At 63.5% G+C, this 15,848-nt stretch carries 12 protein-coding genes; 3 read left to right on the top strand and 9 right to left on the bottom strand.

The window, feature by feature from the left end:
• Positions 1–89: 89 nt before the first annotated feature.
• The 3 genes from rimP to EK16_RS08015 all read right to left on the bottom strand — a co-directional run bounded on the left by rimP (position 90) and on the right by EK16_RS08015 (position 3,899).
• Positions 90–746 carry a ribosome maturation factor RimP gene (gene rimP, locus EK16_RS08025; RefSeq protein WP_051929090.1) on the bottom strand — a complete coding sequence of 219 codons (657 nt, stop codon included), beginning with the start codon at positions 744–746 and terminating at the stop codon, positions 90–92.
• 265 nt (positions 747–1,011) lie between these two features.
• The gene (locus EK16_RS08020; protein ID WP_038035757.1) at positions 1,012–2,535 is read right to left on the bottom strand and encodes a sigma-54-dependent transcriptional regulator; all 1,524 of its coding nucleotides are present in this window, start codon (positions 2,533–2,535) and stop codon (positions 1,012–1,014) included.
• A 413-nt stretch (positions 2,536–2,948) separates the two neighbouring features.
• Positions 2,949–3,899, bottom strand: coding sequence for an N-formylglutamate amidohydrolase (locus EK16_RS08015; RefSeq protein WP_051929089.1), 951 nt, complete (start codon positions 3,897–3,899; stop codon positions 2,949–2,951).
• A 108-nt stretch (positions 3,900–4,007) separates the two neighbouring features.
• Here EK16_RS08015 and EK16_RS08010 point away from each other — a divergent pair, with 108 nt between their 5' ends.
• Both EK16_RS08010 and EK16_RS08005 read left to right on the top strand, forming a co-directional pair.
• Positions 4,008–4,550 (top strand): O-acetyl-ADP-ribose deacetylase, encoded by a 543-nt coding sequence (locus EK16_RS08010; protein ID WP_038035756.1) that lies wholly within the window; start codon positions 4,008–4,010, stop codon positions 4,548–4,550.
• A 158-nt stretch (positions 4,551–4,708) separates the two neighbouring features.
• On the top strand, positions 4,709–5,371 hold the full coding sequence (locus tag EK16_RS08005) for an SDR family oxidoreductase (RefSeq protein WP_038035754.1): 663 nt from the start codon (positions 4,709–4,711) through the stop codon (positions 5,369–5,371).
• A gap of 52 nt (positions 5,372–5,423) precedes the next feature.
• Here EK16_RS08005 and lpdA read toward each other — a convergent pair whose 3' ends face one another.
• The 6 genes from lpdA to mdh form a co-directional block, all read right to left on the bottom strand.
• On the bottom strand, positions 5,424–6,836 hold the full coding sequence (gene lpdA / locus EK16_RS08000) for a dihydrolipoyl dehydrogenase (RefSeq protein ID WP_038035753.1): 1,413 nt from the start codon (positions 6,834–6,836) through the stop codon (positions 5,424–5,426).
• Between the two features lie 18 nt (positions 6,837–6,854).
• Complete coding sequence (gene odhB, locus EK16_RS07995; RefSeq protein ID WP_038035752.1) at positions 6,855–8,210, bottom strand: 2-oxoglutarate dehydrogenase complex dihydrolipoyllysine-residue succinyltransferase; 1,356 nt, start codon at positions 8,208–8,210, stop codon at positions 6,855–6,857.
• A gap of 63 nt (positions 8,211–8,273) precedes the next feature.
• Positions 8,274–11,294, bottom strand: a complete 3,021-nt coding sequence (locus tag EK16_RS07990; RefSeq protein WP_051929088.1) for a 2-oxoglutarate dehydrogenase E1 component — start codon at positions 11,292–11,294, stop codon at positions 8,274–8,276.
• A 160-nt stretch (positions 11,295–11,454) separates the two neighbouring features.
• On the bottom strand, positions 11,455–12,330 hold the full coding sequence (gene sucD / locus EK16_RS07985; RefSeq protein ID WP_038035751.1) for a succinate--CoA ligase subunit alpha: 876 nt from the start codon (positions 12,328–12,330) through the stop codon (positions 11,455–11,457).
• A 3-nt stretch (positions 12,331–12,333) separates the two neighbouring features.
• Positions 12,334–13,503 (bottom strand): ADP-forming succinate--CoA ligase subunit beta, encoded by a 1,170-nt coding sequence (gene sucC, locus EK16_RS07980; protein WP_038035750.1) that lies wholly within the window; start codon positions 13,501–13,503, stop codon positions 12,334–12,336.
• 55 nt (positions 13,504–13,558) lie between these two features.
• Positions 13,559–14,521 carry a malate dehydrogenase gene (gene mdh, locus EK16_RS07975; RefSeq protein ID WP_038036323.1) on the bottom strand — a complete coding sequence of 321 codons (963 nt, stop codon included), beginning with the start codon at positions 14,519–14,521 and terminating at the stop codon, positions 13,559–13,561.
• Positions 14,522–15,191: 670 nt separating this feature from the next.
• On the opposite strand from mdh, the gene EK16_RS11545 reads away from it, so the two are divergent.
• Entirely contained in the window at positions 15,192–15,818 is a 627-nt protein-coding gene (locus EK16_RS11545) for a MarR family winged helix-turn-helix transcriptional regulator (protein WP_197059653.1), read from the top strand.
• Positions 15,819–15,848 lie beyond the last annotated feature (30 nt).

Raw genomic sequence — 15,848 nt, 5'->3', positions numbered from 1 at the left:
AATTCCCGAAGTCCCGATACCTCACACCTCACATGCGCTACCGCCGCAATCCTGTCACTCGGCACGACAGACCGCAGCGGAATGAGGCTTTACCGTTTCCGGCGCGTGCGCCGTTTTCCGCTTTTCTCTTCGCCTTCCTCGCCGCCGGCGTCCATGGCCGCACCGTCCTGCGGGCCCTTGCCGCCCCGCGCCATGGCGCGCCGGCCGGCCTCTTCCAGCAGGGCATCGCTCATCACCAGCCGCGCCGAGGCGATGTCGGAAAAGGCAAGCCCGATGAGCACATCCTCCTCGCCCTTCTCCCCGCCGGCCTTCTCCGCCGGGATGAAGAGACGCACCTCATCACTCTCCGCGTCATAGCCTTCCAGCACACCGCGGAAGCGCTTCTGGCCCTCAATGGGCGTTTCCATCTCGATCTTGGCCTCGAAACCGGCCCAGCGCTCGAAATCCTCCGGCCGCACCAGGGGGCGGGCCACACCCGGCGAGGAAATCTCGAGATTGTAGGAGCCGGGAATGGGATCCTCCACATCCAGCACAGGCGACAGCGCACGGGTGATGGCCACGCAGTCGTCAATGGTCAGCGATCCGTCAGGGCGCTCGGCCATGACCTGCAAATCCTTTCCCGCCATGCGCACCCGCACCAGACGATAGCCCATATCCTCAAGCAGCGGCTCGGCGATGCGCGCCACGGCCGCCGCGGGCCCTGTCTCCCGCGCGATGCGTTTGTCCTTGTTTCTGCGCGCCTGCATTTCGCCTCGTCCCTGCACTCAGCATTCTGTGTCCGTCCTTCACGCCCCCGGCCTTTCCCCGCGGGCGAAAACGACGCCGGGGCTGCCGGTAACCGGCATGAAGGATAACAAAAAGAGCGGGCCCCGCGGGACCCACTCTCCCAACGTCCGTCTGCCTCACATTGAAGCTAAGGCATCCAGCTATGTGGAGAATGACCTCTGCCACCTATATAGGGCGGCGGCCGCCATGTTGCAAGCCAAAGCACACAGGCCAGCGCGTGTGCCCTTACGAGGCCTTTTTCACGTCGATGCCCAGCGCGCGGATCTTGCGATAGAGCGTGGAACGGCCGATGCCCAGCTTGCGCGCCACTTCCGACATCTGCCCGCGATAGCGCTTCAGCGCCAGGCGGATCATGTCGGCCTCCACCTCTTCCAGAGTGCGGATGTGCCCGCCCTCGGTCACCACCGGCACCCCCAGCGCCATGCCGTCGGCCACCGTGTCGGAAGACGCGGCCATGGGCATGCCGGCGCCGATGAGGCCCTGACGCGCCTGCGGCTGCGGCATGGTATTCTCTCCGCCACCGCCTGTTTCGCCCTCCGTTTCGGGCGCGCGCACGTCATAGCCCTCCACCAGCGAGGCGATCTGCGGAAAATCGTTCACCGTCAGCATATCGCCTTCCGCCAGGACAATGGCGCGAAACACCGTGTTCTCCAGCTGGCGCACGTTGCCGGGCCAGTCGTATTTCATCAGCATCTCAAGCGCCCGCCCGTCAATGCCGCGCACCTTGCGCCCTTCTTCCGCGGCGAAGCGATGGATGAAGTGATCAACAAGCGGCGGGATGTCCTCCACCCGCCGGCGCAGCGGCGGCACCATGATGGGAAAGACATTGAGGCGATAGAACAGATCCTCGCGGAACTGGCCCTCGCGGGTCATGGTGATGAGATCGCGGTTGGTGGCGGAGATCACCCGCACATCCACCTTCACCGGCCGGCGCGCGCCCACCGGATCCACCTCGCCCTCCTGCAGCGCGCGCAGAAGCTTCACCTGCATGTCCAGCGACAGCTCGCCCACCTCGTCAAGGAACAGCGTGCCGCCGGAAGCCTCCTGAAACTTGCCAAGGTGCTTGCTCACCGCCCCGGTGAACGCACCCTTCTCGTGACCGAACAGCGTGCTCTCCACCAGGGTTTCCGGAATGGCGCCGCAGTTGACGGCGACGAACGGTCCGCCGGCGCGTTTCGATTCGCCATGGATGGCGCGCGCCACCATCTCCTTGCCAACGCCGGATTCGCCTTCGATCAGCACCGGAATGTTCGATTCCGCCGCCCGGCGTCCCAACCGGATCACCTGGCGCATGGCCGGGCTTTCGGCAATGAGATCATCGAAGGTGAGCTCGCCCTTCACCTTCTTGTTCAGCCGCCGCACCTCCTCGGTCAGCGCATTCACCTTCAGGAGATTCTGGATGGAAACCCTCAGCCTCTCCGGGTTGACCGGCTTGACCACGAAATCATCCGCCCCGGCGCGCATGGCCTTCACCACCGTTTCGATGGAGCCTTCCGCCGTTTCCACGATCACGGGCAGCTCCCTGCGGCGGGCCGAGAGGTGTTCGAGAAATTCAAGACCCGTCATGCCGGGCATGTAAAGATCAAGAATGATGAGCGCGATGCGCTTGCCTTCTGGTCCGGCGAGGATTTCAAGCCCCTTGATGGCGTCTTCGGCCGGAAAGGGCTCATAGCCGAACTTGCGGACCAGCTCTTCCAGAATGCGACGCTGCGTGGGATCGTCCTCGACGATGAGAATGCCGGTAGCCATGAACTGCCGTCCCGTCTCTTGTTCTCTGCCGCGGCGAAACGCCCGCGGTATGGAAACTGACTTCCTGGCGGATGCAGCCCCCGGCCTCGTTCCAAATCTTCAAAACACCCGCCGCTGCCTGAACGCTGCCACATTGACACGGAACGGTTACCCAGCGGTTAAACACAAGCCCCCATTCGGGATGCACCCTGCGAAAAACCCCAGGCAAACGGGGAAAATCACAACCTGCCGGCCATCCCCTGCGCAAGAAATGTATGTATGCTTGTTATCGCTGCGAGATTACCAGCCTTGGACGCATCCGTTTGTGGCTTGAAAAAATTGATTCCCGCCGGCAGCCCATGGCGGGTCATGGACCATGAAATATTTGAGGTGAAAATGCAGGGGAATGGATGAAACTCAATAACTTCCCTGCCTCACTCCGCCGCTTCGCGCCGGATGGACCACAGGGGGGCCAGACGCTCGGGCAGGGCGGCCAGCACCGCATCGATGATGGTCTTTAAGGTCGCAAATCCTTCCGTGGTCTCACAGCGGCCTTCTTTCATGTAGAGCGTGCGGGAAATCTCGATCTGAATGGCCTGAAAGCCCAGGCCGCCCAAACCATAATGCCGGGTGATGAACCCGCCGGAATACACCCGGTTGCGCGAAACGTTCAGCCCGGCCTCCGAGAAAAGCGCCTCCAGCACGTCGGTAAGCAGCCGCGCACAGCTTGTGCCTTCGCAATCGCCAAGAATGATATCCGGCGGCCGGCTGCCCAGAGGCGTCATTGCCCGCACCGCCGTGGCCGGCATGGAATGACAGTCGATGAGAACGGCCTGCCCGTGTTGCCGCCGCAAGCTCTCCAGCAGGTTTTTCAGGCCGAGATGCCAGGGGAAATAGCCCTCTTCCAGCCGCCGCTTCGCTTCCGCCGCCGGGATCCGGCCGGCATAGATGCGCCGCCCCTCGCTGACCACCTCCGGAATCACGCCAAGGCCGGAGCGCACCCGCTCGCTGTCCATCAACGGCCCAAGCGCAAGCTCCCCCTCGAACATGGCCGGATCGAGCTCCCGCGCATCGCGGTTGAGGTCCAGCCAGCTGCGCGGCCGCTGCGCCGCATAGAGCCAGAAGCCCTTCTCCGGCGCGGCGGAAAAGAGCCGGTCCACCAGATAGTCCTCCGACAGGCGCAGTTCCTGCAGGGTAAGACACGTCTGTTTGACAAAGGAAACAGAATAGCACCGTCCCGAATGCGGCGAGCTGAACACCACGGGAAAAGCCGGCCGCTTTGGCGGCACAAGCCGCGCCACCTGGGCGCACGCCTCCCCGCCCTCCAAAGCCTCCGGCATAAAGAGGACCTTCTTTTCCGCGCTGTCCGCCTGCCGCCCGGTCATGGTCAGCCCATTATCCGTCTCTCATGCGCTCTTGCCTTGCGCATCCTTCGTGAAGAACAATTGCAGCAGCAGGTTCAGCCGTCAATTGCAGAATGCAGGAGGTGCCGCATGACGAAAGTGCAGCTCTGCAAGGGCGACATCACGAAACTTGACGTGGATGCCATCGTCAACGCCGCCAATGAAAGCCTGCTCGGCGGGGGCGGTGTCGATGGCGCCATTCATCGCGCCGCCGGCCCCGAGCTTTTAGAGGAATGCCGCACCCTTGGCGGCTGTCCCACCGGCGAGGCCCGCATCACCAAAGGCCATCGCCTGCCGGCGAAACATGTCATTCACGCCGTCGGCCCCGTCTGGCGCGGCGGCACGGCCAATGAAGACGCCCTGCTCGCCTCCGCCTATCGCCATTCCCTGAATCTCGCCCGCGAGCACGGGCTGCGTTCCATCGCCTTTCCCGCCATCTCCACCGGCGCCTACGGATTTCCCAAGGACAGGGCCGCGCGCATTGCCGTAACCACCGTGCGCGATTTCGTGCGGGAATATCCGGATGCCCTTGATCTTGTCATTTTTTGCTGTTTCGACGAAAGTTGCATAAAGGCACATGAAGAGGCCCTGTCCGAAATCTGGCCAGACAGGGATCAGCAGACGGCGGCATGAATGACAGCCCTCAAAAAGACAGCCGCCGTCCGCCCGCCGGAATGACTGCTTAAGGCGTCACCGCCGGCGGAAGGCATAATCGCCTGCGGTTTGATTTGAGAAAAGACCGGCGCGCTGAAACGTGAAAACGCGGCTGACAAGGAGGGGGGAAGGAAACCATGGCCTTATGGATCATCACCGGTGCCTCGCGCGGCATCGGTCTTGAGATGGTGCGTCAGCTCACCGCCCGCGGCGATGACGTGATCGCCGCCTGCCGCACCCGCACTGAGGACCTCGCGGCGGTGGGCTGCGAAATCGTGGATGGTGTTGATGTCACCAGCGACGAAGGCGCAGCCCGGCTGGCCCAGGCTGTGGGCGATCGCACCATTGACGTGCTTGTCAACAATGCCGGATTGCTGATTTCCGACAATCTCTCAAGCCTGGATTTCGACAATGCCCTGGCCCAGTATCAGGTGAATGCCTTGGGCCCCCTGCGCATCACCCGCGCCGTGCTTGACCGCCTGCAGGAAGGCTCCAAGATCGGCATCATTACCTCCCGCGTCGGCTCGCTGGGTGACAACAGCACCGGCGGCAATTATGGCTATCGCATGTCCAAGGCCGCCGCCAACATGGCCGCGCTCAACCTCAGTATCGAGCTGCGCGCCCGCGGCATAGCCGTCTTCGCCCTGCATCCCGGCTATGTGCGCACGGAGATGACCCGCCATCATGGCAACATCGACCCCGATGTCGCCGCCCGCGGCCTCATCATGCGTCTGGACGAACTGGGCATGGACCAAAGCGGCACCTTCTGGCACGCGGAAGGCTACCCCCTGCCGTGGTAATAACCAGTTCTCACATACCAGCCAGAAATACGGCCTTTGGCTCTTCACCTGTTCATGAATGGATGGGCGCGCCATAGGCGGCGGCCATGGCCGCTTCCCGCACCGCTTCCGACAGCGTGGGATGCGCATGGCAGGTGCGGGCCAGATCCTCGGCCGAGCCGCCGAATTCCATCAGCACCGCAATCTCGTGAATCAGCTCTCCGGCCATGGGGCCGACGATATGCGCCCCCAGCACCCGATCGGTTTCCGCATCGGCGAGGATCTTCACAAATCCCGCCGCCTGTCCCATGGCGCGCGCCCGGCCGTTGGCCATGAAGGAGAAATTGCCCTTTTTGTATGTAACACCGGCCTCCTTCAGAGCCTCCTCGCTTTGCCCCACGGCCGCCACTTCCGGCGCGGTATAGACCACGGCCGGAATGACATCGTGATTGACCTCGCCCGGCAGCCCCGCCAGGATTTCCGCCACGGCAACGCCCTCTTCCTCCGCCTTGTGGGCAAGCATGGGCCCGGCAATGACATCGCCGATGGCATAGATGCCGGAAATCGCCGTCTCGAAATTCTCATCCACCGGGATGCGGCCCTGCGCATCGGTCTCAAGGCCGATGTCTTCAAGCCCCAGCCCCTCGGTGAAGGGCCGCCGCCCGATCGCCACCAGAACCTTCTCCGCCTTCAGCGTCTCTTCCGCGCCCTCGCCCGCAGACGGCACCATGGTGAGGGACACGCCGCTCTTCATCACCTTCGCCGCCGTCACCTTGCGGCCGAGGCGGAAGGCAAATCCCTGCTTCTTCAGCTCCCGCTGCAGAACCTTGCCCACCTCGCCATCCATGCCCGGCAGGATGCGGTCGAGATATTCAATGACGGTCACCTCCGCTCCCAGCCGCCGCCAGACCGAGCCCAGCTCAAGCCCGATGACCCCGGCGCCGATCACCGCCAGTGATTTCGGCACCCGATCCAGATCCAGCGCACCGGTGGAAGAAAGAATGGCCTCCTCGTCAATGTCGATGCCCGGCAGCGGCGCCACGGTGGAGCCTGTGGCGATCACGATCGCCTCGCCTTCAAGCGTGATCTGCGCATCATTTTCCGGCGAGACCAGAACCCGCCCCGGCTCTAGGATGCGCCCCACGCCCTGATAGGAATCAATGCCGTTCTTGCGGAAGAGAAAGGCGATGCCCTTCACATTGGCCTCCACCACCGAGCGCTTGAACGCCTGCATGGCGGCAACGTCGATCTTCGGCTTGCCGCAGGAAATGCCGAAGGTGGCAAAGGCCTCCTTCGCCTCGTGGAATTTCTCCGAAACCGAAAGCAGGGCCTTGGAAGGAATGCAGCCCACATTCAGACAGGTGCCACCAAACGTGGGGCGCTTTTCCACCACCGCCACCTTCAGCCCCAGCTGGGCGGCCTTGATGGCGCAGACATATCCGCCCGGGCCCGAACCGATGATGATGACGTCATACGTCTTGGCCATGACCGGCACTCCCCATGATCAAAGATCGAGGATCAGGCGCTTGGGATCCTCCAGAAACTCCTTGACCCGCACCAGGAAGGTCACCGCCTCGCGCCCGTCGACAATGCGGTGGTCATAGGTGAGGGCCAGATACATCATCGGCCGCGCCTGAATGGAGCCATCGGGCATCACCATCGGCCGCTGCTGGATCCGGTGCATGCCGAGAATGCCTGACTGCGGCATGTTGAGAATGGGCGTGGACATCAGCGAGCCATAGACCCCGCCGTTGGTGATGGTGAAGGTGCCGCCCTGCATCTCCTCCATCTTCAGCTTGCCGGCCCGGGCCCGTGCCGCGAAATCGGCGATGGCCTTCTCGATCTCGGCAAGAGAGAGCGTGTCGGCCTCGCGCACCACAGGCACGACCAGCCCCCGTTCCGTGCCCACCGCCACGCCGATGTGATAGTAGTTCTTGTAGACGATCTCCTCGCCGTCCACCTCGGCGTTGAGAATGGGGATCTCCTTGAGCGCCTGGGTGACCGCCTTCACGAAGAAGCTCATGAAGCCCAGCTTGATGCCGTGCTTCTTCTGAAACAGCTCCTTGTAGGCATTGCGCAGCGCGATCACCTCGCTCATGTCCACCTCGTTGAAGGTGGTGAGCATCGCCGCGGTGTTCTGCGCCTCCTTCAGCCGCCGGGCGATGGTCAGCCGCAGACGCGACATCTTCACCCGCTCTTCACGCGCCGCATCCTCCGGCGGCACCGGCATCCGCGCCGAGACCACCTCGCTCGGCTGCGGCTGCGGCCGCGCCTGCTCGGCGAGATAACGCAGGATGTCCTCCTTCAGGATGCGCCCGCCCTTGCCCGTGCCACGCACCCGCGAAAGATCCACGTTCTTCTCCGCCGCCAGCCGCCGCACCGCCGGGGAAAGACCAGGGGCTGCCTTCCGGGCCGCAGGTTTTTCAACACCGGCCGTAGGCGAAGCCGCCTTCTCGCCCGGGGGAGAAACCGGCGCCTTCGGCTCCTGAACGGCCGCCGCCGCTTGCGAAGGCGCGGCCTTTTGCGCAGCAGCAGGTTGAGATGCACCCATTCCTTCCGCAGAGGACGGCTTGGCGGAGGCCTGGGCAGCCTGGGCAGCAGAGGATTCGGCAGCGCCCGCCGCGCCCTCCTCGATCACGGCAAGCACCGCGCCCACCTCCACCGTCTCGCCCGGCCTGGCCTTGATCTCCTTCAGAACGCCGCTGACCGGGCTTGGCACCTCAAGGGTCACCTTGTCCGTTTCCAGCTCCACCAGGGGCTCATCGGCCGAAACCGCCTCCCCTTCCTTCTTGAACCATTGCCCGATGGTCGCCTCGGTCACCGATTCCCCGAGCGTGGGCACCTTCACTTCCGTCGTCATGCCGTCCTCCCGGACCTGCCCCGGTTGATCATGGAATATCGATCTTCATCACGCCCTTAAAGCTCATGGCACTTCCGGCACGTCCGTCCAGCGCCAGGCATCGCCAACAAGCCGATCAGGCGAGAGCGCCTCGTCCACTAACCGGGCCTGCTCGGCCAGATGCTTGCTGAGAAGCCCCGTCGCCGGCGCGGCGGACGGCGGCCGCCCCACGTAGAACGGGCGCTTCTGATGCGCGCCGATCGTGGTGAGCGCCCATTCGATATGCGGCTCCACGAAACTCCACGCCCCCATGTTGTAGGGTTCTTCCTGACACCAGACGAACTCCGCCTCGGCCGGAAAACGCGAAAGCTCCTGCGCCAGAAGCCTGTGCGGGAAGGGATAGAGCTGCTCCAGTCTTAAGATATAGATGTCGTCGATGCCGCGCCGGGCCCGCTCCTGATAGAGGTCATAGTAGACCTTGCCGCTGCACAGGATCACGCGCCGGATCTTCTCCGCGGGCTTCAGCTTCAGCGGCGCGTCTTTCCTGCGCTCGGCATCGTCCGCCAGGATGCGGCAGAAATGCGTGCCCGGCCCCATCTCGTCGAGATCGGACACACACAGGCGATGCCGCAGCAGGGACTTCGGCGTCATCAGGATCAGGGGCTTGCGGAAATCCCGCTTCATCTGCCGGCGCAGAATGTGGAAGTAATTGGCCGGCGTGGTGCAGTTGGCCACCTGCATGTTGTCCTGCGCGCACAGTTGCAGATAGCGCTCCAGCCGCGCCGAGGAATGCTCAGGCCCCTGCCCCTCATAGCCATGGGGCAGAAGGCAGGTGATGCCCGAAAGCCGCTGCCACTTGCGCTCCGCCGAGGAAATGAACTGATCGAACACCACCTGCGCGCCGTTGGCGAAATCGCCGAACTGCGCCTCCCACATGACCAGCACGTTGGGATCCACCAGCGAATAGCCGTATTCGAAGCCGAGCACCGCCTCCTCGGAGAGGATGGAATTGATGAAATCGGCCCTGGCCGGCTGATTGGGATCGATGTGATTGAGCGGCACATAGGCCTCGTCGGTGAGCTGATCGATCCATACCGCATGCCGCTGTGAGAAGGTGCCGCGCCGCACATCCTGCCCGGAAAGACGCACGCGATAGCCTTCCAGCAAAAGCCCGCCCCAGGCCAGCTGTTCCGCCGTCGCCCAGTCAATCCCCCGGCCGGATTCGATCGCCTCGCGCCGGGCATCGATGATGCGCTTCAGGGTGGGGTGGATGTTGAAGTTCTCCGGCACCGTCGTCATCGCCCGCCCCACCTTGCGCAGGGTCTCGATGGACAGCGAGGTCTTGCCGTGGCGCGGATCCTCGATGGTGGAAAAGGACGGCGGCTTGAAGTTCTTCCAGTAGCCGGAAAGCCAGTCGGCCTTGGCCGGCTTGTAGGTGGTGGCCGCCTCGAATTCCGCCTCGAGAAGGTTGCGATAGTTCTTCTCGATGGTGCGCACCTCCTCCTCGGTCACCACGCCCTCGCGGATCAGCTGCTGGGCATAGATCTGCACCACGCTCGGATGTTCGCGGATGCGCCGATACATCAGCGGCTGGGTGAAGGAGGGCTCATCCGCCTCGTTGTGGCCATGGCGGCGATAGCAGAACATGTCCACCACCACCGGCTTGCCGAAGATCTGACGGAATTCGGTGGCGATGCGCGCAGCAAAGACCACCGCCTCCGGATCGTCGCCGTTCACATGAATGATGGGCGCGCCTACCATCTTGGCCACATCCGAGGGATAGGGCGAGGAGCGCCCCCAGATCGGCGAGGTGGTAAACCCGATCTGATTGTTGATGATGAAATGCACCGAACCGCCGAACCGGTGACCGGACACGCCCGAAAGCGCAAAACACTCCGCCACCACGCCCTGACCGGCAAAGGCGGCATCGCCATGCAGCAAGAGCGGCAACACCCGCTTGCGCTCCACATCACCGCGCCGGTCCTGCTTGGCCCGGGCCTTGCCCAGCACCACCGGATCGACGATCTCCAGATGCGAGGGATTGGCCGACAGGGAAAGATGCACCCTGTTGCCGTCGAACTCGCGGTCGGACGAGGCGCCGAGGTGATATTTCACATCCCCTGAGCCTTCCACCTCTTCCGGCGTTGAGGATCCACCGCGGAATTCATGGAAGATCGCGCGGTAGGGCTTGCCCATCACGTTGGCCAGCACATTCAGCCGCCCGCGGTGGGCCATGCCGATGACGATTTCCTCAACCCCCATCTGCCCGCCACGCTTGATCACCTGCTCCATGGCAGGGATGATCGACTCCGCACCCTCCAGGCCGAAGCGCTTTGTGCCGGTGTATTTCGTGTGCAGGAACTTCTCGAAGGTTTCCGCCTCGATCAGCTTGGCGAGAATGGCCTTCTTGCCCAGCGTGGTGAAGGCCACTTCCTTGTCCGGGCCCTCGATGCGCTCCTGAATCCAGGCCTTCTGGGCCGGATCGGAAATATGCATGAACTCATAGCCCAGATGCCCGCAGTAGGTGCGCTTGAGGATGGCGAGGATTTCCTCCACCGTGCCCCATTCCATCCCCAGCACGCCATCGAGAAAGATGCGCCGCTTCCTGTCCTTTTCCGTGCGGAAGCCATAGGTGGCGGGATCAAGCTCCGGATGCGGCTCCGGCTCGCGCAGCCGCAGCGGATCGAGATCGGCAGCCAGATGCCCGCGCACGCGATAGGCGCGGATCATCATCAGCGCCCGCACCGAATCCTTGGCCTTGGCCTTGATCTCCTCTTCCGAAAGCGGCATGCCCTTCTCGCCGCCCTTGCGCCTCAGGGCCTCGGCCTGTTTCGCTTCCAGCGCCGACCAGTCCTCCGTCAGCGCCGCCGTCAGCTCATCCACCGGCAGCTGCGGCCAGTCCGGCCGCTTCCAGGACGGCCCGGACAGCTCCTTCTCCACCGTCTCCGCATCATCGCCGAGAGCGGCAAACAGGGCCTGCCACTCAGCCGGCACAGAGGAAGGATCCTTCAGCCATTCGGCATAGAGCGCCTCGATGAACTGCGCGCTCGCGCCCGAAAGCAACGAGGCGCGCCGCAGAATGTCGCTATGGTCGATGGTGTTCATGGCTCACGTGCAACAGATCCGGCAGAACTCGAAGACGATCGGGATGGACGTCTCCTCGAATTCCGTGAACCTGCCTTCTCCCTGCCGTTGCGTGGAAACGAGCCTCTTGGATGCACATGCCCGGGCGAAACACGAAAGGAAACCGCCCAGGCCCTGTCGTTCAGCCTTTCACGAGAGCGGCCATGGCCTCGCCAATCTTGGCCGGATTGCGCACCACGGTGACACCGGCCGCCTCAAGTGCCGCGATCTTGGCCTCCGCCGTGCCCTTGCCGCCGGAAATGATGGCACCGGCATGCCCCATGCGCCGGCCCGGCGGGGCGGTCACGCCCGCGATATAGGCCACCACCGGTTTTGCGCCGTTCTGCGAGCGGATGTATTCCGCCGCCTCTTCTTCCGAGGTGCCGCCGATCTCGCCGATCAGCACGATCTGCTCCGTCTGCGGATCGTCGTAGAACAGCTCCAGACAGTCGATGAAATCCATGCCCTTCACCGGATCGCCGCCGATGCCGATGCAGGTGCTCTGCCCCAGGCCGACGTCCGTGGTCTGCTTCACCGCCTCGTAGGTGAGCGTGCCGGAGCGCGAAACGATGCCCACCGTGCCCGGTTTGTGAATGTGCCCGGGCATGATGCCGATCTTGCACTGCCCCGGCGTGATGATGCCCGGGCAGTTAGGCCCGATCAGGCGCGATTTCGAGCCGGAAAGCGCCCGTTTCACCCGCACCATGTCCAGCACGGGGATTCCTTCCGTAATGCAGACGATGAGCGGGATTTCCGCATCGATGGCCTCGAGAATGGCATCGGCGGCAAACGCCGGCGGCACATAGATGACCGTGGCATCCGCACCTGTGGCCGCCTTGGCCTCGCGCACCGTGTCGAACACCGGCAGGCCCAGATGCTCAATCCCGCCCTTGCCCGGGGTCACGCCGCCCACCATGCGCGTGCCGTATTCTAGGGCCTGCTGGGTATGAAACGTGCCCTGCGCGCCGGTGATGCCCTGGCAGATGACGCGGGTTTCCGAATCGATGAGCACAGCCATGGTTCACGCCTCCCTGCCCGCGGCCGCCACGGCCTTGCGCGCCGCATCGTCCAGATCGTCGGCCGGGATGATGTCCAGCCCCGAATCGCGAAGGATGGCCTTGCCCTTGTCCACGTTCGTGCCCTCCAGGCGCACCACCAGCGGCACTTTCAGCCCCGTTTCGCGCACGGCCGTGACCACGCCCTCCGCGATCACGTCGCAGCGCATGATGCCGCCGAAGATGTTGACGAGAATGGCCTGCACGTTGGGATCGGAAGTGATGATCTTGAAGGCCGCGGCCACCTTCTCGGCAGTGGCGCCGCCGCCCACGTCGAGGAAATTGGCGGGCTCCCCGCCATGCAGCTTGATGATGTCCATCGTCGCCATGGCCAGCCCGGCGCCATTGACCATGCAGCCGATATTGCCTTCCAGCGCGATGTAGTTGAGGCCGTATTCCGCCGCTTCCCGCTCCTTGGGATCCTCCTCATCCGGATCGCGCAGCTCCTGCACGTCGGGATGGCGGAACAGGCCATTGTCATCGAAGTTCACCTTCGCATCCAGACAAATGAGCCGCTCATCGGCCGTGATCACCAGCGGATTGATCTCCAAGAGGCTCATGTCCTTTTCGGTGAAGGCGCGATAGAGCGCGGCAACGAGCTGCACCGCCTGCTTGAACAGCGCCCCCTTCAATCCCAGCGCTGCCGCCACCGCCCGGCCCACATAAGGCGAGAAGCCCGCGGCCGGATCCACCGTGATGGTGAAGATCTTCTCAGGCGATTCCTTCGCCACCTCCTCGATGTCCATGCCGCCGGCGCGCGAGGCAATGAAGGCCACCCGCGAGCTTGCGCGATCCACCAGACAGGAGAGATAGAGCTCCTGTTCGATCTGCGTGCCTTCCTCGATCAGCAGCCGCCGCACCACCTTGCCCTTGGGCCCGGTCTGCTTGGTAACGAGCACCGCGCCGAGAAGCGCTTCCGCCGCCGCCTTCACCTCATCGATGGAGCGGCACAGCTTCACGCCGCCGGCCTTGCCGCGCCCGCCGGCATGGATCTGCGCCTTGACCACCCACACCGGGCCGCCCAGACGCTCCGCCGCCGCCACCGCCTCTTCCACGGAAAAGGCCGGATGACCGGCGGGAACCGGCACGCCGTAATCGGCAAGCAGGGCCTTGGCCTGATATTCATGGATGTGCATGCCTGCATCCTCCGGAAACGTCTCCGCGCCTCGCGCCCGCCATGGGCGAAAAGGCCTATGCCAGATCCGGCGCGATCGCCTTGGCCGCCTCGATCAGCCGCTCCACATGCGCCACCGATTTGGCGAAAGCGTCCTTTTCTTCCGAATTGAGGTTGATCTCCACCACCTTCTCGACACCATTGGCGCCGATGATCACCGGCACGCCCACATAGAGATCGCGCACGCCATACTCGCCGGTGAGATGCGCCGCACAGGGCAGGATGCGCCGCTGGTCCTTGAGATAACTCTCGGCCATGGCGATGGCCGAGGAGGCCGGCGCATAATAGGCGGAGCCCGTCTTGAGCAGGCCGACAATCTCCGCACCGCCGTCGCGCACCCGCTGCACGATTTCGGCGATGCGCTGCTCGCTGATCCAGCCCATGTCGACAAGATCCGGAAGCGGAATGCCGCCCACCGTCGAATAACGCGGCAGCGGCACCATCGAGTCGCCATGACCGCCGAGAACGAAGGCCGTCACGTCCTTGACCGAGACATTGAACTCTTCCGCCAGGAAATAGCGGAATCGGGCGGAATCGAGCACGCCCGCCATGCCCACCACCCGGTGATGCGGCAGGCCGGAATATTTCTGCAGGGCCCACACCATCACGTCCAGGGGATTGGTGATGCAGATGACGAAGGCATCCGGCGCATACTTGGCAATGCCGGCGCCCACCTGATTCATCACCTTCAGATTGATCTCCAGAAGATCATCTCGGCTCATGCCGGGCTTGCGCGGCACCCCCGCCGTAACGATGACGACATCGGCCCCCTCGATCGGGGCGTATTCGTTTGTGCCCTTGAAGGCGATGTCGAAGCCCTCAACCGGCGAGCTTTCCGCAAGATCGAGCGCCTTGCCCTGCGGCAGGCCTTCCACGATGTCGAAAATGACGACATCGCCCAGTTCCTTCATGCCGATGAGATGCGCCAGCGTACCCCCGATCATGCCGGCGCCGATGAGTGCGATCTTGTTGCGGGCCATGGAAGTCATCCCCGTGTTGGCGATGCGCGCCGTGTGCCGGCGCCCTTGCGGGACTTTTTCAAGACACCCGGCGGCGAAAGGATCTTTCTGCCGCCTCCTGTCGGTGAGACTTTTTGCCGCATGCGGCAAAATGCTCCGGCAGGATCAGCTCAAGAAGTAGCCTCTCCTTGCGCCGGGCGCAACCAAAAATGCTTTACGTTAACGTAAGCGCCATATGCGACATTGGATCAATATCCACGTATTTTTGACAGAAAGACCACGGGTGTCTGGCATGCCCCTGACATGATCACGCCGAAATCCCCGCAGAGAAATTCAGGCCCGGTCATTCATTTTCCGTGAAACTTTTCACATCCTGCACACAACCGCCTCGAACAAGGTGTGCACACTATGGCCGAATGACCAGTCATTATTGCCCGCCAATACGTTAGATTTGCGAAAATCGAAACGGGACGTTTCGGCCATGTCCATGCTGAAAAGGGAGGTGGACAGGTCAGTCGAGACATCAGCAACGGCGTGGGATTGGCGGGTGTCGAATAACGCATGAGCCCGCTGCCTTGCGCTGCATCGGATAATGACGGCGCGGACCGGTCGCCCCGCTTTTCGATGGTTAAGGACATCGATGATGTGGATGGGGCAGAATCGGCAGCCGAACGAGGCGGGAAAGCATGCCATGAACAGGCTCGCGGAATTCCATCTGGCGAGTGACCTTGATGAGCCGCTCTTCCACCTGCTGAAGCGCGTTGTGCAGCTCGCGGCGGATCTTCATGCCGCCCGCGGCGGCCGCAAGGGCCTGACCGAGCGTCAGTTCACCGTACTCTCCTCCCTCTCCGAAAACGAGGGAACGAGCCAGGCCGATCTCGTCCGCCGCACAGGGATTGATCGCTCCACCCTGGCCGATCTCGCCCGGCGCCTGGAGAAGAAGGGGCTGCTCACCCGCCGCCGCTGCCGTCATGATCGCCGCGCCTATCAGCTCTTTCTCACCGCGCAGGGCCGCAAGGCGCTGGGTTCCATGGCGCCGCTGATGGCAGAGGTCGATGCCCTGCTCCTCTCCGCCTTGCCGCGGGATCAGGCCCTCGTTTTCCGCGAATCCCTGCGGCTGCTCGCCAGCGAGGACACCGCCCGCCGCCTCATCCGCAAGGCCCGCGATAACGCCGAGACCAAGGCCCGCCCGCAGAACGGCAAGACGCATCTGCCCAGTGTGGAAATGCAAACGACGGCCCTTTTCCGGCCGCGCAACGCCCTGCGTCACAAACCCTCGCTGCAACGCGTGAAGCTGGATGGCTCCACCGCCCGCTGATCATCCGCAGCATCGCCGGGCCGGAAATTT

Source organism: Thermopetrobacter sp. TC1, assembly GCF_000746275.1.
Classification (GTDB): domain Bacteria; phylum Pseudomonadota; class Alphaproteobacteria; order Rhizobiales; family Aestuariivirgaceae; genus Thermopetrobacter.
This window is presented reverse-complemented; position numbering and strand designations above follow the sequence as displayed.